The following is a 19,556-nucleotide window of genomic DNA, read 5'->3' as shown; positions in this document are numbered from 1 at the left end:
CCTACGAACATTTCCCGATTCTTGACATCACAACAGGTGCGTTGCCGGTTGATGGGGCCGGGTTCGATTCTGTCTCGATCTACACTTTTGAATCCAAAGAAGCTGCGGAAATCTGCCATGGATTGGAAGAGGGTTTCCTGGACAGCGAGCATTGCATGGAAATGCATTCGCTGATCGTCCTAAACACGGAACGGAGAAGAGTCTATCCCACTGCAGCACTGGTCGTCTGAAGTGTGCCAGCACTAGCATGGTCGCGTGACGAAACGGCAGGTCGTAGGGGATTATATCGGTCCAAGGGTGAGTTTGCGGGACCGAGCGAGCTCCAGGTGTGGATGGCGAGCGACTCATCCGAGAAGCGCAAGCGCTCCTCAGGCCCTGATCGCCCGAGGCGCGTCGAAGATCCGTGCTCGTTTTCATCGATTCTCTCGCTCACTATGTACACAGCGCCGCATTGTGCACGTACGTGGAATGAGTTGCTACATTTTACCCCTTTTGTTTCTAATTCCCGACACTAACTCTGGCCCGCGATGCGAGGGGTGGTCTTCCTTGCGCAACCAAAGAGGTTTGGATGCCCAAATTGTTTTCTCCGTTCAATCTCGCTGGGCGAAATTTGGCGAACCGCGTTGTCATGGCGCCTATGACCAGGTCGAGAGCACCCGACGACGTCGCGAACGAACAGATAGCGCTCTACTATAACCAGCGGGCGACGGCAGGCCTCATCATCAGCGAGGGAACTCCGATATCGCGTGAGGGACAGGGCTACCTGTTCAATCCTGGAATTTTCACGCAGCAGCAGATCGACGGGTGGCGACACACGACCGAAGCGGTTCATCGAGCCGGCGGATCTATTTTCGCGCAAATATGGCACGTTGGGCGGGTGTCACATCAGTCTATCCAAGATGATGGCGTTCCTCCCGTTAGTTCGACGAATAACCGCGCGGAGGGAGCTCTGGCATTTGGGAACGAAGCGGACGGTACACCTGGATTCGTGGAGTCGTCCCCGCCACGCGCTCTTGGGTCAGAAGAGGTCCGCCGCGTTGTTACCGATTACGCTCGCGCCGCCGCAAACGCTATTCAGGCGGGTTTCGACGGTGTCGAGATCCATGGCGCGAATGGCTATCTGATAGACCAATTTATCAATCCGCTGGTCAACGACAGGACCGACCGATACGCCGCCGATCATATGGAAGGCAGGCTGCGTTTTGTCCTGGAGGTGGTGGATGCGGTAGCCGCGGAGATTGGAAGGGAACGTACAGGCATACGCCTCTCCCCGTACGGGCAGCCCTATGCGATGCCCTTGTTCGACGAAATCGACAACACATTCAGAGACTTGATCAAGGCTCTTGGACAGCGAGAAATCGCCTTTGTTCACTTCATGGACCATACACGTGGTACGCGGGTTGGTACCAAGAATGCCCATTTGTCGTCGCGGTTTGATGCGCTTCTGGAAGGCTTTCGGAACCTCCTTCCTAAGACAGCAATCATTTTGGCGGGGGGTATGGATCGCGATCGAGCAGAGGATCTTATCGAACGCGGCGCAATCGATCTTGCTGGCTTTGGCCAACCATTCATCTCCAACCCTGATCTCGTCGCACGATTGAAGAACAACTGGCCGCTGACGGAACCGGACAGAGCCACTTATTACGGCGGCGGAGCGACTGGGTTCACCGACTACCCAACTTACCGTCCTTAGCCAAGCAGATCGAGGGCTTGTTTAGAAAGCCAGCACGCACAACCACAAAGGGACTAGACCAACATGAAGGCATTAGTCGTAGACCGATTTGGACAGAACCCTGAGATGTCGCTTGTTGAGCGCCCTGTTCCGAGAGTGGCTCCGAGATATTCGTTGGTGAGAGTGCATTCGGCAACGGTCAATCAGCTATCGAATTTCATTCGCCGCGGCGAAATCGGGGTTCTCCAACCTCCCTTCGTTTTGGGTAACGAGGGCGCTGGCGTGATTGAGGAAAGCGATACCTTCGCGCCCGGCACCCGTGTTGTGATATACGGGGGCGGCGACCTCGGCATATCCCGCGACGGCCTGTTTCAGCAGGTGGTCCTCGTCGAGAACCACCGCATCACGCAGTTGCCCGGCAATTTGACGTTTGACCAAGGGGCCGCTTTACCGGTCAACTATCTGACTGCTTACTTAGCGCTAACCCGACGAGCAGGGATCCGCTCGGGGCAGACGGTACTGATATCCGGTGCCACCGGCTCAGTTGGGAGCGCTCTTGTCCAGGTGACAAAAGCACTTGGAGGTAAGCCGATTGCCCTGACATCGACGACGGAAAAGGCCGCACGGGCTCGTGGATCTGGCGCGACGACCGTCATCGATCTCTCTTCCCAAACTCTGGAAGAAGCAGTGCGGAACGCTACCGACGGCAAAGGAGCGGATTTTGCCATGGATCCCGTCGGCGGAACTCTACTCGGTGAGATGGCGCGTGCTCTCGCCCACGGCGGTCGCCTCGTTTCAATCGGATTCACCGCCGGTAAGGAGGCCAAAATTGATCTCGTAGACATGGTGGTCAATGAAAAGGACGTCGTCGGATACAGCCTGCACGCCGAAGCCGATCTTAACGTCGAAAAGGCGCTTCAGGAGATCGGAGACCTCGCGCGGCGGGGGCTGCTGAAACCTGTGATCGACAGTGTTCATCACCTCGAACGGTACGAAGAAGCCTACCAAAGACTCACATCCAGAGGCGCAGTCGGCTCGATCGTCCTGCGTCTGCAGGACGACGTCTAGTCACTAACCTATCGAAAAAGCTCTCCCTTTAGCAGGAACGAAAACATGACCTCTTTGCTTGGACCCTATAAGCTTGGCAATCTAACACTGCCCAACCGCGTCGTGATGGCACCAATGACGCGCTCTCGAGCCCGCACCCACGCTCCGGACGAGAGCGCTGCTGTCTACTATGCTCAACGTGCATCTGCCGGTTTGATCGTGAGCGAGGGAACCCAGATCTCTCAGCAAGGCCAGGGTTATCTTTGGACCCCTGGGATCTACTCGCCAGAGCAACTGGATGGCTGGCGAAAGGTGACAACGGCCGTGCACAAGGCCGGCGGCCGCATCTTTGCGCAACTATGGCATACCGGCCGGATGTCGCACACCTCTCTGCAGGAGGATGGTGGGGCTCCGGTCTCATCAGTCGAGAGCCAGGTTTCGACAAACTGGCCTGTTTTCGCCTTTGACGTCGAAGGAAACCCCGGCCAAGTTCAGGCCAGTCGTGCGCGGAGGATGAGCATTCAAGATATCCAGGCGACGACACAGGACTATGTTCAAGCAGCCAGGAATGCGGTCCTCGCTGGATTCGACGGCGTCGAGATTCATTCGGCCGGTTGCTATCTTCTGGACCAATTTATCAACGGCGCACTCAACACGCGAGACGATCAGTATGGCGGCGAAAAAATCGAGAACCGGATCAGATTTGTTCTGGAAGTGGTTGACGCGGTTTCTGAAGCCATCGGCAAAGAAAAAGTGGGTATTCGTCTTACCCCGAAGGGCCGGATACATGATGCCGTTGGCTATCCGAGCGAACACGAAACGTTCGTGACATTGGCGGCGGAACTTTCAAAGCGGAACATTGCATATCTGCACCTGTTCGACATGGGCATCGGCGAGGCGCTCCTTGCCGACATCCGCAAGGCTTTCAGCAGCACCTTGATCATTGCCGGCGACTACACGCAGGAGAAAGCCCAGGCGGCTATTGACCAAGGCGTGGCCGATCTCGTCTCCTTTGGACGCCCCTATATTGCCAATCCCGACCTCGTCGAACGCTTCCGCGATCGACTTCCATTGGCAATCGCTGACCGCGAGGTTTTCTACGGTGGGGACGATCGAGGCTACATCGATTTTCCAAGCTATCAGCAAAAGTAGTCTGCCAACTGCCGGGGAAATGATGTTTTCCATAGCAAGCGAAGGTGTGATTGACTCCGCCAGCGCGCGCTCCCCGGCAAGCCTCAGTCACAAGATCAGGTGACCCACAACCTGCGTCGCTTGTGATAGCTTGCCAAGCGTAGGGTCACTCATCGCGATCGTGTAGCAAGGAAGCAGTGGTTCCATCCACGAGCTGCTCACCTTGTATGGCACATTCCGAATCAGGTTTCCCCGCTCTGGGATAATCATCTCCCAAGCACCGGTCCTGCCGGACATAACCCAGAGCTACTGCCCCGCGGTCTCCGCGGGGCTTTTTTTGGAATCGTTATTTCCGGACCATAGTTGACCAACTGCACGACAAGCTTCACCACTGACCTCGCGAAGCAGGTCAGGCGAATAGTCTTGCACAGTATGTTGAAATGTCAGCTGGACCGAAATTAACGCGCGCGATCAACTGCGATAGGCAGCGGGCGCTTCCCAGACTGTGCATGACCATGATGATGAACATGATCATCATCATCGTGGTCATGATGTGAGGGTTCAGGCCATTTTCGAGATAGGGTGATCGGTTTCCCGTGCGGTGTGTTTAAATACGATCGCCGCCAATGTTCGACCGTTTCATCAATCTCGCGATCATCCAGGACGCCCACCCGCTTTGTCAGTTGTTCCAGAGCGGCAAGCCATTGTCGATAATAGGCAGCCTCGACTGTCTCGCCGGCCTGTTGTGGGTTGGCACGGATCTCTTCACTGAACGCGGCCACCCAAGTCCCCCACTCAAATAGCCCGGCCCGAGCTAAAGCCATGGTTGTCCCGAAAACTTGAGCGTGCCACGGGTCCCCAAAGCCGGGAAGTCCTGCGCCCGAACCCTGGCCAATCTCAAATGATTTGCATGGATCGAGTTCGCGAAGTGCCTCCTGAGCGTCCATCAAATCGCCTCCAGGTATGTGTCGTAAAGATCGATGTAAACCGCATCACGGGGACCTGCATCAATGCCCCACAATTCGGCGCCCTCAAAACGAACACTGTACGTGTGCTCTGCAACATCATCGCCACCATGCGCACGCGCGTCGGCATACAGAAATGCACCGGGGTGCGCCGCAATCGTTCCGATCTTACCTCTAACGTACCTAGGTAGGCGGGTGTGCGTCTTGGGATGAATATTTCTTGCTCGCACCTTCTCTCCGACTGCGAACCGAGGGCCCTGCTTCGCCTCGCCGGTCACGTCATGATTTGTGGTTGCGATCGTACGTACTTTCTCGGGCTCAATGTATTTTGGTCCGGGTTTCGAGCGGGCATTCGGATCTGCTTTCCCACTCATGATCTCTTCACAGGAAACATATCCGCATTCCATCAGCATCCTGACTGAACCGGCCAGCCAGCGTAAATAGTAAGGCGATGCTAACCAGTCTGCTGGCGGGATCCGCTCGGAGGCGTGCCGATGTTCATCGGCCTTAAACAAACCGGACATTATCAGGAGAATGGTGATGCCAAAAGCACTGCGCTCCCAGTCATGGCGGAAACGAGGCTCATTCTCTTCGAACGGCAATGAGCCCATATTCTGCATGCCGCCGAGATCGTGGATGCTGTTCATGGAACCACCTCACTCCGCCTTCCTGGGTATCGCGCAAACGCCGGTCCCAATCATGGAGTCGCGCGTGACGAGATCCGCCAACGCATCTTCGCTCCAACCTTCCGTTCCGGGTGGCCTTTCAGGCAAAACCAAATAACGAATTTCGTTATTGGAATCATACACCCGTACTTCGACCTCGTCGGGTATCTTCAGCCCAAATTCTGCTAGCACGGCTCGAGGTTCGGCGACGACGCGGCTGCGGTAGGCAAAGGATTTGTACCAGCTCGGCGGAAGACCTAGAACTGGCCATGGATAGCAGGAGCAAAGTGTGCATACGACGACATGGTGCACTTCGGGCGTATTCTCGAGCACAACCGTGTACTCACCTTGGAAGCCGGAGTAACCAAGCTCGAGAATCGCATCTGATCCATTTTTGAGGAGGCGCGTTTTATAGCTAGGATCTGACCATGCACGAGCCACTACTTTGGCTCCGTTGCGAGGACCAAGGTCATTTTCGAATAGGTCAACAAGCTCGTCCACCGCTCCCGGAGCCAGGATGCCTTTCTCGAGCAATAGGCTCTCGATCGCTTTGGCACGTAGGGCCGACGGTGATGGCGGCTCAGTAAAAGAATCCGACACTGCTTGTTACTCCTGAATGCTCCCAGCGCGTTCGTGGCCCAAGGCATTATATAACGTTTGAGTACACAGACGAAAGAATTGGCCTTATTGCCAAAAAAGGTCGCGGCGTTTTGCCCGAACCTATTCTGGCGGATGTTTCGTATGCCAATCAGTGAGGCGCTGAAACGCTGCCCCAGCGCGACAAAGCCGATCTTCAGCAAGCCACCGACCGACAAGTTGAATTCCGATCGGCATTCCGTTTGGACCAAATCCCGCCGGCAATGTAATCGTCGGCACGCCGCTGTAATTGAATGGCGCCGTATACTTGATGAACTCAGTCCCCACTTCATCCCTGAGCGCAGCAGCTTCCGTTAGAGTCGGCACCCCCTTCGGAGTCACCGGCACGAGCAGGACGTCCACGCCCTGGAAGACCTCGGCTAGCCCGGTCGAATAGGCTTGCCGATGAACTGCATATCGCGCGATGTCATCTGATGTCAGTGAGCGCCCGGCGTCAATGATGCCAGCCAACGCAGGTCCGTAATGCTGCTTTTGTTGCGAATAGGTATCTCTGTGCGCGTGCGCCACTTCCATATGAAGCTGGACCTGCCACCCGCTGATCGCTTCCTGATACGAAGGTAGCTTCACGTCATGAACCGTCGCACCTGCCGAGAGCAGAACATCAACAACATGATTGAAAGCAGCGACGACGTCCGGACTTGTACCCTCGAACACGTAGTCGCGATCGATACCAATGCGCAGGCCCTTAACGTTGCCGACGCATTCTGAGATGTAGCTTGGGACAACTGCGGGCAGCGACGTTGGATCGTTGCTGTCACGGCCAGAGATAGCTTCCAGCATGATTGCCGCGTCTTCGACGGTCCTCGTCATCGGTCCGATGTGGTCTAAGGAGGGTGCCAGTGGATAAACTCCGTAGCGGCTAACCCTGCCCCAAGTCGGTTTAAGACCGACTATGCCGTTGGCTTGGGAGGGCATGCGAATTGAACCACCCGTACATGACCCAAGCGAACCATAGCCAAGTCCAAGTGCAACCGATACGCCGGAGCCGCTAGAGGACGTACCTTGCCAGTACTCTGCGTTCCACGGATTTGGAGGCGTGCTCTCTCCGTGGTGCTCGGTCCACGCGCCTTCAACGGTCTTCACTTTGCCGAGTATGATTGCGCCAGCCGCTTCGAGGCGTTTGATAACAGTTGCTGAATAGCTCGGCGTTTGACCCTTGCGAATAATCTGGCCTGCTGTCGTCGGCGCGAAATCCGTAAAAATGATGTCCTTAGCGGTCACGGGAACGCCATGTAGAGGACCCCGCCAGAAGCCGGCTGCGAGTTCCGCTTCTGCCTTCTTCGCGCGTTCGATGGCCCGATCCGCGAGGATGGTTACGAATGCCTGATGCTTTTCCGTCAGCGCCTCTATTCTTTCAAGAATAACATCCGTTACTGCGACAGGAGAGACCTTTCGGTCCCGAATGGCACGAGAAACCTCTGCGAGCGACCAATAATGCACTTTAGGTATCCTGTCCTATTAGGGTTAAACGCCTGACAACGTGCGTGCCTCACTGAAGCCCTCTGTTGAAGGCAGCCGACGGCCTGAGACCAAACGTCATGCAAACGCAAGCCTCTACGAATGCCATTATGACTGACGTTCCGGACAGGTTTCCGTCCCAATCGCATGTGACAAGGATTGACAAGACGCCGACGGAAAGATCCCACAACCGCGCTAAGCACCGCGATTTCAATAAATATATTGCACAACTGTGACAGTTGGCTACTCTCATAGAAAAAAGCCGGGAACATATCGCGCTGGGAGATGACCATGCAGATTAAGGCAATAGAATCCGCCTCCTATCCACCGCGTGGTTTTCTGGCGGCGCTGGGTGATCTGATCGAAGCGGTCGGAAGACCCAACTTTTCGGAGGCGTTATTCAAGACAGCGCACGCGGCAACGGGCTGTCAGTCCCTGACCGTATTTACGGGATCAAGCGGCGAGGCGCCAAAGACGACGATTATAGACGGAATCGGTGTTCCGCGGTGGCTTCACGAAAGCAACCGCAAGTATGTCAATCTTCATTGGATGGCAGATCCGGTACGGCGCGCCGAAGCAGATAGCGGAAAAGTACCGCTTTTTCTGGCGCTCATCGATCCGACTGAAATCTCGAATTCGTCCTATAGAGATGACTGTTTCACCTCGATGAACCTGCGCAGTCGTGCTTCGGTTTGCCATATACGTGGCCGCCGAAAAATGCAGCTCAATCTGTATTTCAACGACCGGCAGGGATTTGACCCGAGCGTCTGCCAGTACCTGAGCGACACGGCCGAAATCACCGAAGCTCTTCTTCGGCGCCACGGGCTGACAAGCGAGCGCAATCCAGCCAGCTTGGAAGACCATGATATCATCGGCTGCCTTCGTATGGCCGCTCCAGAGCTGACCCACAGAGAACTCCAGGTCTGTGCACATATTGTACGCGGACTAACCTCTGAGGGCATCTCCCTGGAACTCGGAATAAGTCTCAATACGGTACTCACCTATCGCAAGCGCGCTTATGCGCGGCTGAACATTTCGACCCAGCACGAACTGACACACCTAGTGGTTGGAGCAGACCGCCCATACATGTAGTCGAGGCTGACAAGCGCTAGACGCCGTCGACGTCGAAGCGATGTCCAGAAGTATTCAGCCCGCCGAGTAGGCTGGACCATCCGTTTAGGCGCGTGAGACAGCGATGGTCGGTCCCTGCCGGGAATTGACCGAATTCGTCGGGCCCCAACACGCCGGCCTGCTGTCGAGGGCACGTGCCAGACTGCGCAATTTTGCTTCCCGCAGCCGAAAATCAAGCACGTCACATTTGCAGGTGACAGACGAACCCCTAAGAGGCATGACAACTTAGCGCGCATGTGGCGGTGATGGGTGCAAGCGCGCGAGCGTCCGAAAGAGGGATGTCGCGTTCTATCCTGGAAGGCGATTGGCCTTCAGATGACTACTCGTTCCAGGCGGTGCAATATTCCTAAGCGTCTGTGAACTAATGCCTTGAAGCCGGTATCGCGCCCGTCAGAGCTCGCAACGCAACCTTACTGGAATCACAGATGAAACCGCAAATAAAGCCAAAGCTCGACCGCAGCCACGATCCACATCGCCTCAGCTTCGTGGATAGTGCCAACGGCCATCCTGACTTCCCGATTCAAAACTTGCCTTTTGGAATCTTTGTCACATTGAACGGCGAACGTAGGACGGGTGTTCGCATCGGCAACGAAGTCCTCGACATCGTGGAGCTTTCGCAAAGTGCGATTGTGCCGCAGCACCTGCGGGCAGCCCTCCAGACCGCGGCACTGCCGCCATTAAATAGCTTTTTCGCCCTTCCCTCCGATACCCGCACGGCCGTCAGGCTTTTCCTTTCAGATGTCCTCGCGAGAGATCATGAAGATAAGTCGCAAACTGCAACGATGCTTTCGCCGGCCGACGACTCGCTCATGCAACTGCCCTTCCAGATCGGTGGATACACCGATTTTTACGCCGGCATACAACATGCTTTGAATGTCGGGCGGTTGTTGCGCCCCGATAACCCCTTGATGCCGAACTATAAATATGTCCCGATCGGTTATCACGGTCGCGTCTCGACTATTCGAACCAGCGGGGGACAGGTACGACGTCCGATGGGCCAACTGAAAACTTCAGAGGGCAGCGCGCCAGAATTCGCGGCGAGCCGCCGGCTAGACTACGAGCTCGAGCTCGGTGCGTGGATCGGAAGGGGAAACACGATGGGCGAGCCAATCGGCATCGAGACCGCGTTTGACCACATCGGCGGGTTCTGCTTGTTAAACGATTGGTCGGCTCGAGACATTCAGGCATGGGAATATCAGCCTCTCGGGCCATTCCTGTCCAAAAATTTCGCTAGCACCGTTTCACCCTGGGTAATCACGGCCGAGGCCCTGCTGCCCTTCCGAACCGCACAGCGGTTGAGGCCAGAGGGGGACCCTGCCCCCCTCCCTCACTTGAGTTCCGAGAAAGATCAATTAGCCGGCGCGTTGGATGTAGATCTCGAGGTCTTGATCAGGACAGCTCGAATGAAATCGGAGGGAAAGCCAGAGCAACGTCTCTCCCGAGGCACGGCGCGCGACATGTATTGGACCTTTGGACAATTGGTAACCCACCATACATCGAATGGGTGCGAGTTAAATGTCGGCGACCTGCTGGGTACTGGCACCATCTCGGGCGCGAACCCCGGGAGTTATGGAAGCCTGATGGAAATATCCCAGGGCGGAAAATCGCCGCTACAGCTGAACAATGGCGAAACGCGAGCATTCCTTGAAGACGGAGATGAGATAATTCTTCGTGCGAGGACGCCTGGAGACGACAGCGCCGTCAGCATTGGCTTCGGCGACTGCCGAGCGACCATCGTCCAGAATCTGGCGACTTAAGGTCTCTGTTAGGGCGTCCCCAATTTTACGCAGCCGAGGTCTGGGACAGCACGCTCGTCCCAACGCGAGACGATTCTTGCTTCTCGCAGCTATTACCTCGTCACATTCCGTGGGGACGGGATTTCAAGCTGGCTGATGATAGGCTTGCAGAGGTGGACATTAGAGGAGCAAAGCAAAGATGCGAGGATTGGCGTTGGTCACAGGTGGTGCACGCGGAATCGGGTTAGGCATCGCCAGGAGACTAGCTTCAGAAGGATGGCAAGTCGCGATCGCTGACCTCGACCGCGAAGCAGCCAAAGCCGCGTTGTCGGAACTGCCTGGTTCTCACCACGGCGCCTGGCAGGTGGATGTAAGCTCTGAGGCATCGGTGATCGACCTGTTCGACGCGATCGAGACGAGTTGTGGCCCCATTGCGGCACTTGTTTGCAACGCCGGAATTTTGATCACAGCAAACAATGATCGAATCCCCATGGTCGACATATCGGTGGAAGACTGGGTAAGAACGCATTCGGTCAATACGCTTGGCACATTCTTGTGCTGCCGTGAATATGCCCGCCGCCGCCGGCAAACGCCCGTTGCAGATGGCCGTATCGTAACGACGAGTTCCGTGGCCGCCGAGTTGGGAGGTTACCGCTCTTCGTCAAGCTACATTTCATCTAAATCAGCAGTTCTGGGCTTTACCAAAGCCGCCGCCCGTGAGCTCGCTCCATTTGGCATCACCGTCAATTGCGTCGCCCCTGGCATTATCGATACTCCAATGCTCAACGCCACCATTGGAAATGGAGCAGACGTTGAAGCAGTGCATGAGCGTATCGCAGACTCCATTCCATTAAAGCGATTGGGTCATCCCGACGACCTGGCTAACGTCGTGTGTTTTCTCGTTTCACCCGAAGCTTCTTACATCACCGGTGCCACCATCGACGTGAACGGCGGCTACCGAATGGCATAGCCACCTGCATAGGCCGCCTCTCAGCGACGAGATCGCGGGGGTAAATTTCGAAGTATAGGCGAGCGCGCTGCTCGTCATGAGAGCCCTAAAGGAGACCACTGGGAATGACGCACGGACACAAGACTCAGATCGCACTCGTGACCGGCGGAGCGCAGGGCATCGGCCGAGCCATCGCCGAGAGACTATGCCGAGATGGTTTTTCCGTAATAATTCTGGACCGAGATGCCGTACGCGGCGAGGCCTGTGCGACCGAGTTGTCAGGCGCTGGTCATTCGGCGCGCTTCCAATTTGCTGACCTAGCGGATCATGACTCCTTGAGACCTCTCATCGAAAGCCTCCCCGAACCGACTGTCCTCGTCAATAATGCAGGAATATTCGGTACAAAGCCGATCTTTGATCTGGAGAAAACAGACTTCTCCCAGGTCTTGGATGTTAACGTGACTGCGCTCTTTCTGCTGTCACAAGCTGCCGCTCTCCGTATGAAACCAGGAGGAAGGATTGTGAACATAGCGTCTCGGGCGTTTTTAGGCGCCAAGGGCTATGCCCATTACGTAGCGTCCAAATCCGCGGTGGTTGGGCTTACACGCGCTCTTGCGATGGAATTGTTGCCAAAGGGTATCATTGTGAATGCTGTCGCCCCGGGCAGCGTTGAAACCGAGATGTTTCTGCGTCAGACCGATGAGGAAAAAGCAATCCAGCTTGCCCAACAACCGACTGGGACGATTGCACACCCCTCGGATATTGCCAACGCTGTGGCGTTTTTCGCTTCACCCAACACGAATTTTGTCGTCGGACAAGTGTTGCTGGTCGACGGTGGCAAGTCCTTGGGTGGGCTTGCGGTCTAAGAAGGACATAGGAAGGCGCTGTTTGTGCGATCGTGACGTACGAATCGCTTTCCGAGAACCAGGATCTGTGTGTCCAACAAAAAGTGAGCAAAATGCCGATCCGGGCTAATCGCATGGATCAAAGACGAAGACCTTAGTCGCGCGAGAGCTAACGCGTGCTAAGCCGCGATGTATGACGGCCGCCGGCATGTCTGCGGCCATTCTGCGGACCGTATAGAGTTAGGGGCCGTATGTTGTCGCCCCTCCTGCAGCCTCCATCAATGGAGCGATCGTGCGTATGACGAGGAAACTTTCAGTCAAATTCACGGAAAGTGTCCTTTCCGGGCCTCCAGCGTCGTCGTCTCTATCGTCCCTGGATCGTTTACGCCGGCGTTATTGACGAGCACGTGCACGCCGTCGTTCCAATGCATCACTGCTCTACATCCTATGGCACCGTGCGACGGGTTCTTCATCAGGATTTCGAGCCGACTATCTAGCGAGTTAGTGAGACCTGAAAATTTGCCTGAGTTTTCGCAGCAATTTCCTCGACGGTGACGCCGTCAGCTAATTCGATGAGTGACATACCGCCACCGTTTTTCTTGTCGATCGCCATTACCCCGAGATCAGAAATGACGAGATCGACCACTCGGATCCCGGTCAATGGAAGGCTGCATTTTTGCACCAGCTTCGCCTGTGTTATGCCCTCCGTCCCCTTTGCCGTGTGCTCCATCACAACGACGACGCGTTTCACACCGGCGACCAGGTCCATGGCTCCTCCCATGCCTTTGACCATTTTGCCGGGGATCATCCAGTTCGCCAAATCACCATCCTGGCTTACCTGCATGGCTCCGAGTATGGACAGGTCGATGTGTCCACCTCTGACCATTGCAAATGACTCGGCGCTGGAGAAATAGCTTGTCGTAGGCAACTCGGTGATTGTCTGCTTTCCGGCGTTGATGAGATCGGCGTCCTCCTCTCCCTCAAAGGGAAAGGGCCCCATGCCCAGCATGCCGTTCTCTGACTGAAGCTGGACGCGAATATCAGGCGGGATATAGTTTGCTACCAAGGTTGGTATGCCGATTCCGAGGTTCACGTAAAAACCGTCTCTAAGTTCCTGGGCGGCCCGAGCGGCCATCTGCTCTCTGTTCCAAGGCACTATACAACCTCCTTGACGCCGGAAACTTCCGCTCCACTCGGTCGCTTGCGGGTCGTTCGCTGTTCGATTCTTTTTGTGGGGTCGGGCACATGGACAACGCGCTTGACGAAGATACCAGGCGTATGAATTGAATCTGCATCAAGGGTCCCGGCGGTGACCAGATGTTCAACCTCTGCGACAGTAATGGCGGCAGCTGTCGCCATCACCGGATTGAAGTTTCTGGCGGTCTTGCGATAGATGAGATTGCCCTCTGTGTCGCCTTTAAAAGCGTGCACTATGGCAAGATCGGCGAATAGACTACGCTCCAACACATAGGTCTGGTCGTCGAACTCACGCAATTCCTTTCCTTCAGCGACAAGCGTGCCGACGCCGGTCTTGGTAAAGAAGGCCGGTATGCCGGCGCCGCCCGCTCGAATTCTTTCAGCAAGCGTCCCTTGGGGGTTAAATTCGAGTTCAAGCTCCCCGGACAAATATTGCTGCGCGAAGATCTTGTTTTCTCCGACATATGAGGAAATCATCTTGCGGACTTGCCCGGTTTCGAGGAGACGCCCAAGACCAACCCCATCCACGCCCGCATTGTTGGAGATAAAAGTTAGTTCTTTGGCGCCGGACGACCGTACCGCTTCAATCAAGCTCTCGGGGATGCCGCAAAGCCCAAATCCGCCCGCCATGATCGTCATTCCGGACTTGAGGATATCAGCCAATGCCGTGTACGAACTCTCAAAAATTTTGCTCATTCTCGTCGCCATGGTAAGCCCGATTTCGGTGGCTGGTGGTTGAGGTGCGCTTCGGATGCTCACTCTGCGTCGGCTTGAACCGACGGATGCGCGCGCTGGAAAGCGTCGTTCTCAAGAGCCAGTTTTTCCACCCTTAAGAGACGCGGAAATTTGTCCAGCGGAACGGAATAGCGGCGCGCTGCGTACAACTGAGGGATTAGAAACACGTCCGCAAGTGTCGGCGACGAGCCGACACTGTACCCGTCGTTTCCCACCATCGATTCAACGGCCGTGAGACCCTGCCCCACCCACGTGGCGATCCAACTCGCGACATCAGCTTCCGACGCCCCGAGGGTCCGCCGAAGATAATTCAAGGGGCCGACGTTGTGTAATGGGTGTATGTCGCATCCGATGACCGAAGATATTGCGCGGACCTTGGCCCGCGTGACCGGATCCTTCGGAAGCAGAGCGGGGGCGGGGTACACCTCCTCCAAATACCCCAATATTGCGGGCGATTGTATTATGACCGTCTCATCATCGAGCTGGAGTGCCGGCACCCTGCCTTGAGGATTTAGTGCGCGATATCGAGCCCCGTTCTGCTCTCCACCATTTCGCAGCAGATGAACAAACTCGAGATCTGTTGAAATGCCCTTTAGTGCCAACGCTATGCGCACTCTGTACGACGATGTGGAGCGCCAGTAAGTGTAAACCCTCATCCGCGTTTCCTGCTCCTCACTGCTCCGTTCCTCGGGGTGCCAGCTGAGGCCGAATTGGCCTTAAGCGCGCGTCGGATCAAAATGCTTTTCAAGCTTTCGGCCATAGGCGCCGTAGCCCTGCTGCAGCGCGTCGCTCTCCGCTGCGAAAGCACTCACCTTCTGGGGAAAGCGCGTTTCAAACATGAAAGCCAGGGTCCCCTCCAATTTGTGCGGGCCGAGCTGTGAGTTGCTCGCTTGCTCAAACGCGCTTAAGTCCGGACCGTGAGGCAGCATGGTATTGTGAAGTGAAATCCCGCCCGGCGAAAACCCGCCGCCGGTCTTGGCATCGTAAACGCCGTAAATGAGGCCCATAAATTCGCTCATCACGTTCATATGATACCACGGCGGACGGAAAGTGTTCTCAGCGACCAGCCAACGATCGGGGAAGATGACGAAGTCTATGTTCGCCGTCCCGGGGGTCTCCGAAGGAGATGTCAGTACTGTAAAAATGGACGGGTCGGCATGATCGTACAGGATCGGGCCGACAGGAGAATATCGGCGAAGGTCGTATTTATACGGCGCGTAGTTGCCATGCCAAGCGACGACGTCCAGAGGGGAGTGATCAATCTCTGCCACCCAAAGCGACCCTCCCCATTTTACGAACATCTTTGACGCTACATCTGTGTCCTCATAGGCGGCCACTGGCGTCAGGAAATCGCGTGGGTTGGCCATGCAATTCGCGCCAATCGGCCCGCGCTCAGGAAGGGCGAATGCACCCCCGTAATTCTCGCACAGATATCCCCGCGCGGGGCCATCGACGATCTCGACCCTGATTTTCACACCCCGAGGGATCACCGCTATCTCGCCCGGCTCAATGCCAATGATCCCAAATTCGGTAGCAAGGCGTAGTCTGCCCTGCTGAGGAACGAAGAGTAATTCACCGTCAGCGTTGTAGAAGTATTCGTCGACCATTGAGCGGGTGACCAGGTACACGTGGGCGCCCATTCCCGCCTGGGAACCCGCGTCCCCAGCAGTTGTGATCGTGCGGATACCTTCGACGAAAGTGACAGGTTCGGCTGGGAATGGAATGGGATCCCACCGCATCGGCGCGATCGGCATCTCAACCTCCTGCGCCGGCGCAGTTCTCCAAAGACCGATGTCGGCCTTTTGGAAACCATTCCAGTGAGACAACGTGGGACGGATCCGGTAAAGCCACGAGCGCTCATTCGTTGCTCTGGGAGCAGTAAACGGCGACCCACTCAATTGTTCGGCATAAAGCCCGTACGGGCACTTCTGAGGCGAATTGCGCCCCAAAGGCAACGCTCCGACAAGTGCCTCAGTCTCGAACCCATTTCCAAATCCGGACATATATCCTGCCTGGATGGCGCTATTGCCGTAGCCACCTGACTGAGACCGTTGAGCAACACTCTTCAGATTCACTATCAAACCCTCCGATAATTTAGTTGCAGTGGTAACTGTTGATTTTGTAACTATCAAGCATGACGACACTTCACCTTGAGCAGTTTCTTCCATACCGGCTTAATCGGGTTGCGGCCGCGATCTCGCAAGAATTTCGATCGGTGTACGGACGACATCACGATCTGACGGTGCCTGAGTGGCGAGTCCTTGCCACGCTCGGGCAATTCGATCAGTTGAGCGCCAAAGCCATCGGACAGCACTCTTCCATGCACAAAACCAAGGTTAGCAGGGCAGTGCGAGCCCTTGAGGAACGACGGTGGTTAAAGCGTCGTCCGAACATCGATGATCGAAGGGAGGAAAACCTCTCCCTCACGCCTCAAGGCATGCGCGCATATTCTGAAATCGTGCCCCGAGCTCTCGCGTTCGAGAAGAAAATCATGGATGCACTCGGTCCAGAGGCCACAGGGCTGTTGAGCGCGCTCAAGCGACTTGAAGAGCTTACTTGCGAGTCCTGAGCGAAACCTTGCTGCTCGTGGACGAGAGCTCGGTTCGGTTCGGCGGCTCCAGGCAGCGCCTGGCGCACCACGGCCTATTAATTGCGTTTTCCCATTGCACCGTCGATTAGGTTTTGCTCAGTAATCTCTGAGCCGCGGTATTCGCCAGTAATATTGCCATGGTAGAACGTTATCACGCGATGGCTGAGGCCGATTATCTCGGGCATTTCTGATGAAACCAGCAACACCGCCAGGCCCTTCCCGGACAGTTCAGAAATCAGGCGGTGGATCTCAGCCTTCGCGCCCACGTCTACGCCGCGCGTTGGCTCATCCAAAATTAGCAACTTAGGTCCGCGCGCCAGCCATTTTGCGATGACCACCTTTTGCTGATTCCCGCCGCTGAGAAATTGAACTGGCTTTCCGCCGTCAGAAGTGGCAATAGCCAACCTTGCACGATAATCCTCAAAAATCTGCCCCTCCCTCCTGTTGAGCAGAAAGTTCAATTTATTGATCAGCCCGAGGAGCGGAAGCGATATGTTTTTCTGGCTGCCCATTCCGAGGACAAGGCCTTGGGTCTTTCTGCTTTCAGGGACAAGACCAATGCCCAGCCTCATCGCATCTCGCGGATTCTTGATCTGCACCTCCGTCCCCTTCCAAAACACCTGCCCTCCGCCTGCCTTCCGCGCGCCGAAGATGGTTTCAACAGTCTCGGAACGACCTGCGCCAACCAGACCATACAATCCGAGGACTTCCCCGGCACAGATGCTGAAGCTAATATTTCTTGCAAAACCGGGAACTTGGAGATCCTTAACGCGCAGGATCTCGCTCCCGAATGGATGCTCGGCCCTTTCGTAATCGTGATCAAGCTCGCGGCCCACCATCAACCGGGTGATTCCGTCCTCATCTGTCGCGGCTGCTTCCATCGTCGATTGAACTTCTCCATCCCGAAGGACGGAGACACGATCGGAGATGCGTAATACCTCGTCCAGTTTATGAGAGATGTAAATTACCGCAATTTTGCGCGCCTTGAGTTCGGCAATCTTTTGAAAGAGGACTTCGGCTTCGCTTTCTGTCAGCGACGCCGTTGGCTCGTCGAAAATGATGACCGATGCTTGAAATGCATCTGCACGCGCAATCTCGACCAATTGTTGCTGGGCAATGGACAGATCTCCGACCTTGGCTCCGGGCTTCGGAGCAAATTTCATTGTCCCGAGCAGTTTTTCCGCCTTCTCGTGGAGCGCTCCTTCGTCGACGCGGCCGAAGCGCCTGCGGGGCAGGTTACCGAGGAATATGTTCTCAGCGACCGACATCTCGGGCACGAGAGACAGTTCTTGGTGAATTAGCAGCACGCCCGCCCTTTTCGCATCCAGCGGTCCCCGGAACGCCGACTGTCGACCTGATAGCCAGATCTGGCCGGCGTCCGGTTGCTCGTTTCCGGCAAGAATGCGCATGAGGGTCGACTTGCCTGCTCCGTTCTCCCCGCACAGCGCGTGGACTTCTCCGGCGCGAACGGAGAAATTCACCGATTTTAACGCCTGGACGCCTGGAAAAGCCTTGGAAATTCCTGAGACCTCGAGAACCGGCAAATCTGCTTCAGCAGTTGCATTTGCGGTGATTTGACTTGCGGCACTCATTTTGCTGCTTCCGTCTGTGAAATTTGGGAAACCTGCGTCCTGATAGTCGAGCGTCGAACGCTTGGTTATTCGTGCCGGCTCTGGCAGATCTAATCTTGTGACCTGCCAGCGCCGCACATGTTCACCAGTCCAATCGACCGGACACTACCATGTCGGTCGGGAAATCTGCTTCACGTTCTCCAGCGTCACGTCAGGCGTCTTGATGTACATCTTCGGCTGAACATCCTTGCCCTGAACCACCTTGATGGCGGTTTCAAAAGCAAGTTTTCCGTCTTCTACTGGAGACTGATAAACTGACGCGTAGTAATAACCATTTTCCATCATAGCATCGTATCCGGCCATCGTAAGTGTGCAGTCTACGACCTTGATCTTGTTCGGCTTAAGCTTGCCGTCAGCTTCCGCGGCTTTGATTGCGGTCAACGCCCCAACACCCATTCCGGACTCTGCCGCATAAGCACCATCGATGTCATTGCCGAACTGAGTAATGTAATTCTCCATAAGGGTTTGCGCCTGCTCACGCGACCAGTTCGCCGTTTGCGAGGCAATTACCTTTATGTCGGGATATTTCTTCAGGGCGTCGACAAACCCATCTATGCGTTTTTGGGACGGTACGAAGCCGGGGCTTCCGTTGATCATAACAACGTTGCCCTTTCCGCCAAGACCTTTCGCCATCAGTTCGCCGGCCTGGAAGGCCTCTTGGTAGTCGTCGGGGCCAGTGAACGTCTTAACATACTGATCGCCTGATTTGTCGATGGGCGCGTTCACGATCGTCAACGGGATCCCCGCGCTATTCGCCTTCTTCAAGGAGGGGATCACGGCCGTTCCGTCCACCGGATAAACAATGATTTCGTCAACGCGTTGCGCAATCAGGTTCTGAATTTGCCCGGCCTGCCTCTGCGGGTCCATCTGAGCGTCCTGGACAATGACCTTCACGCCAAGTTTCGCGGCTTCGGAGACGATCGTTTCCGTCAGTGTCGAAGTATAGCCGTTGTTTCCGACACTGAACGAAGCGAAGCCAATGACAACTTCATTCAAAGGCTTTTTAAGCGGCGGTTGAAGCCAATCAGGCAGCTTGTCTTCGGCTGCCGAAAGTGCCGGCATCGCGACGATTGCGGCTGCCACAAACAGTACTCTTCTTGTTATCTTCATGTGTATTCCCCTTCCTTTTGAGTTTGAAATTGTTCGG

At 55.6% G+C, this 19,556-nt stretch carries 19 protein-coding genes; 9 read left to right on the top strand and 10 right to left on the bottom strand.

The window, feature by feature from the left end; genetic code table 11:
- The 4 genes from AC13QO_RS15205 to AC13QO_RS15190 all read left to right on the top strand — a co-directional run.
- The coding region (locus tag AC13QO_RS15205) for a hypothetical protein (RefSeq protein WP_488541096.1) at nt 1-230 on the top strand (230 nt) is incomplete at its 5' end.
- Nucleotides 231-568: 338 nt separating this feature from the next.
- Entirely contained in the window at nt 569-1,693 is a 1,125-nt protein-coding gene (locus AC13QO_RS15200; protein ID WP_488541095.1) for an alkene reductase, read from the top strand.
- A gap of 156 nt (nt 1,694-1,849) precedes the next feature.
- Nucleotides 1,850-2,740, top strand: coding sequence for a quinone oxidoreductase family protein (locus AC13QO_RS15195; protein ID WP_488541112.1), 891 nt, complete (start codon nt 1,850-1,852; stop codon nt 2,738-2,740).
- A gap of 45 nt (nt 2,741-2,785) precedes the next feature.
- Entirely contained in the window at nt 2,786-3,871 is a 1,086-nt protein-coding gene (locus AC13QO_RS15190; RefSeq protein ID WP_488541094.1) for an alkene reductase, read from the top strand.
- A 437-nt stretch (nt 3,872-4,308) separates the two neighbouring features.
- Here AC13QO_RS15190 and AC13QO_RS15185 read toward each other — a convergent pair whose 3' ends face one another.
- The 4 genes from AC13QO_RS15185 to AC13QO_RS15170 form a co-directional block, all read right to left on the bottom strand.
- Complete coding sequence (locus tag AC13QO_RS15185) at nt 4,309-4,797, bottom strand: nitrile hydratase accessory protein (RefSeq protein WP_488541093.1); 489 nt, start codon at nt 4,795-4,797, stop codon at nt 4,309-4,311.
- Nucleotides 4,797-5,462, bottom strand: a complete 666-nt coding sequence (gene nthB, locus AC13QO_RS15180; RefSeq protein WP_488541092.1) for a nitrile hydratase subunit beta — start codon at nt 5,460-5,462, stop codon at nt 4,797-4,799. Before nthB ends, AC13QO_RS15185 begins: the two co-directional genes overlap by 1 nt.
- A 9-nt stretch (nt 5,463-5,471) precedes the next feature.
- A complete protein-coding gene (gene nthA, locus AC13QO_RS15175) occupies nt 5,472-6,080 on the bottom strand; it encodes a nitrile hydratase subunit alpha (protein ID WP_488541091.1) in 609 nt (202 codons plus the stop codon).
- 120 nt (nt 6,081-6,200) lie between these two features.
- Nucleotides 6,201-7,577: an amidase gene (locus AC13QO_RS15170; RefSeq protein ID WP_488541090.1), complete on the bottom strand. Its 1,377-nt coding sequence runs from the start codon at nt 7,575-7,577 to the stop codon at nt 6,201-6,203.
- Between the two features lie 309 nt (nt 7,578-7,886).
- Between AC13QO_RS15170 and AC13QO_RS15165 the strand changes: the two genes are divergently transcribed.
- From AC13QO_RS15165 to AC13QO_RS15150, 4 genes are all read left to right on the top strand, one after another.
- Nucleotides 7,887-8,687, top strand: a complete 801-nt coding sequence (locus AC13QO_RS15165) for a helix-turn-helix transcriptional regulator (RefSeq protein ID WP_488541089.1) — start codon at nt 7,887-7,889, stop codon at nt 8,685-8,687.
- Between the two features lie 464 nt (nt 8,688-9,151).
- Nucleotides 9,152-10,483: a fumarylacetoacetase gene (gene fahA / locus AC13QO_RS15160; protein ID WP_488541088.1), complete on the top strand. Its 1,332-nt coding sequence runs from the start codon at nt 9,152-9,154 to the stop codon at nt 10,481-10,483.
- A gap of 178 nt (nt 10,484-10,661) precedes the next feature.
- The gene (locus AC13QO_RS15155) at nt 10,662-11,432 is read left to right on the top strand and encodes an SDR family NAD(P)-dependent oxidoreductase (RefSeq protein WP_488541087.1); all 771 of its coding nucleotides are present in this window, start codon (nt 10,662-10,664) and stop codon (nt 11,430-11,432) included.
- Nucleotides 11,433-11,536: 104 nt separating this feature from the next.
- On the top strand, nt 11,537-12,277 hold the full coding sequence (locus tag AC13QO_RS15150) for an SDR family NAD(P)-dependent oxidoreductase (RefSeq protein WP_488541086.1): 741 nt from the start codon (nt 11,537-11,539) through the stop codon (nt 12,275-12,277).
- A gap of 472 nt (nt 12,278-12,749) precedes the next feature.
- Here the strand turns inward: AC13QO_RS15150 and AC13QO_RS15145 are convergent, their stop codons facing one another.
- From AC13QO_RS15145 to hmgA, 4 genes are read right to left on the bottom strand one after another with little or no spacing between them, the layout of a single operon-like run.
- Entirely contained in the window at nt 12,750-13,412 is a 663-nt protein-coding gene (locus AC13QO_RS15145; RefSeq protein WP_488541085.1) for a 3-oxoacid CoA-transferase subunit B, read from the bottom strand.
- Nucleotides 13,412-14,149: a CoA transferase subunit A gene (locus tag AC13QO_RS15140; protein WP_488541084.1), complete on the bottom strand. Its 738-nt coding sequence runs from the start codon at nt 14,147-14,149 to the stop codon at nt 13,412-13,414. Before AC13QO_RS15140 ends, AC13QO_RS15145 begins: the two co-directional genes overlap by 1 nt.
- 59 nt (nt 14,150-14,208) lie before the next feature.
- On the bottom strand, nt 14,209-14,844 hold the full coding sequence (gene maiA / locus AC13QO_RS15135) for a maleylacetoacetate isomerase (protein ID WP_488541083.1): 636 nt from the start codon (nt 14,842-14,844) through the stop codon (nt 14,209-14,211).
- Nucleotides 14,845-14,904: 60 nt separating this feature from the next.
- Entirely contained in the window at nt 14,905-16,257 is a 1,353-nt protein-coding gene (gene hmgA, locus AC13QO_RS15130; protein ID WP_488541111.1) for a homogentisate 1,2-dioxygenase, read from the bottom strand.
- Between the two features lie 65 nt (nt 16,258-16,322).
- Between hmgA and AC13QO_RS15125 the strand changes: the two genes are divergently transcribed.
- Nucleotides 16,323-16,757, top strand: coding sequence for a MarR family winged helix-turn-helix transcriptional regulator (locus AC13QO_RS15125; RefSeq protein ID WP_488541082.1), 435 nt, complete (start codon nt 16,323-16,325; stop codon nt 16,755-16,757).
- Between the two features lie 77 nt (nt 16,758-16,834).
- On the opposite strand, the gene AC13QO_RS15120 is transcribed toward AC13QO_RS15125, so the two are convergent.
- Nucleotides 16,835-18,370, bottom strand: coding sequence for a sugar ABC transporter ATP-binding protein (locus AC13QO_RS15120; RefSeq protein ID WP_488541081.1), 1,536 nt, complete (start codon nt 18,368-18,370; stop codon nt 16,835-16,837).
- Nucleotides 18,371-18,514: 144 nt separating this feature from the next.
- On the bottom strand, nt 18,515-19,519 hold the full coding sequence (locus AC13QO_RS15115) for a sugar ABC transporter substrate-binding protein (protein ID WP_488541080.1): 1,005 nt from the start codon (nt 19,517-19,519) through the stop codon (nt 18,515-18,517).
- Between the last annotated feature and the right edge of the window lie 37 nt (nt 19,520-19,556).

This window comes from Rhizobium sp. CNPSo 3670, assembly GCF_057784555.1.
Note: the sequence above shows the minus strand (reverse complement) of the source record. Positions and strands in the feature narration are given on the sequence as shown.

Excerpts from the sequence above, each read along its gene's own strand:
- AC13QO_RS15155 (WP_488541087.1), top strand. The coding sequence starts at position 10,662 with ATGCGAGGATTGGCGTTGGTCACAGGTGGTGCACGCGGAATCGGGTTA.
- AC13QO_RS15125 (WP_488541082.1), top strand. The coding sequence starts at position 16,323 with ATGACGACACTTCACCTTGAGCAGTTTCTTCCATACCGGCTTAATCGG.
- AC13QO_RS15190 (WP_488541094.1), top strand. The coding sequence starts at position 2,786 with ATGACCTCTTTGCTTGGACCCTATAAGCTTGGCAATCTAACACTGCCC.
- AC13QO_RS15200 (WP_488541095.1), top strand. The coding sequence starts at position 569 with ATGCCCAAATTGTTTTCTCCGTTCAATCTCGCTGGGCGAAATTTGGCG.
- nthB (WP_488541092.1), bottom strand. The coding sequence starts at position 5,462 with ATGAACAGCATCCACGATCTCGGCGGCATGCAGAATATGGGCTCATTG.
- AC13QO_RS15150 (WP_488541086.1), top strand. The coding sequence starts at position 11,537 with ATGACGCACGGACACAAGACTCAGATCGCACTCGTGACCGGCGGAGCG.
- AC13QO_RS15140 (WP_488541084.1), bottom strand. The coding sequence starts at position 14,149 with ATGAGCAAAATTTTTGAGAGTTCGTACACGGCATTGGCTGATATCCTC.
- AC13QO_RS15165 (WP_488541089.1), top strand. The coding sequence starts at position 7,887 with ATGCAGATTAAGGCAATAGAATCCGCCTCCTATCCACCGCGTGGTTTT.
- AC13QO_RS15120 (WP_488541081.1), bottom strand. The coding sequence starts at position 18,370 with ATGAGTGCCGCAAGTCAAATCACCGCAAATGCAACTGCTGAAGCAGAT.
- maiA (WP_488541083.1), bottom strand. The coding sequence starts at position 14,844 with ATGAGGGTTTACACTTACTGGCGCTCCACATCGTCGTACAGAGTGCGC.
- AC13QO_RS15115 (WP_488541080.1), bottom strand. The coding sequence starts at position 19,519 with ATGAAGATAACAAGAAGAGTACTGTTTGTGGCAGCCGCAATCGTCGCG.
- AC13QO_RS15185 (WP_488541093.1), bottom strand. The coding sequence starts at position 4,797 with ATGGACGCTCAGGAGGCACTTCGCGAACTCGATCCATGCAAATCATTT.
- fahA (WP_488541088.1), top strand. The coding sequence starts at position 9,152 with ATGAAACCGCAAATAAAGCCAAAGCTCGACCGCAGCCACGATCCACAT.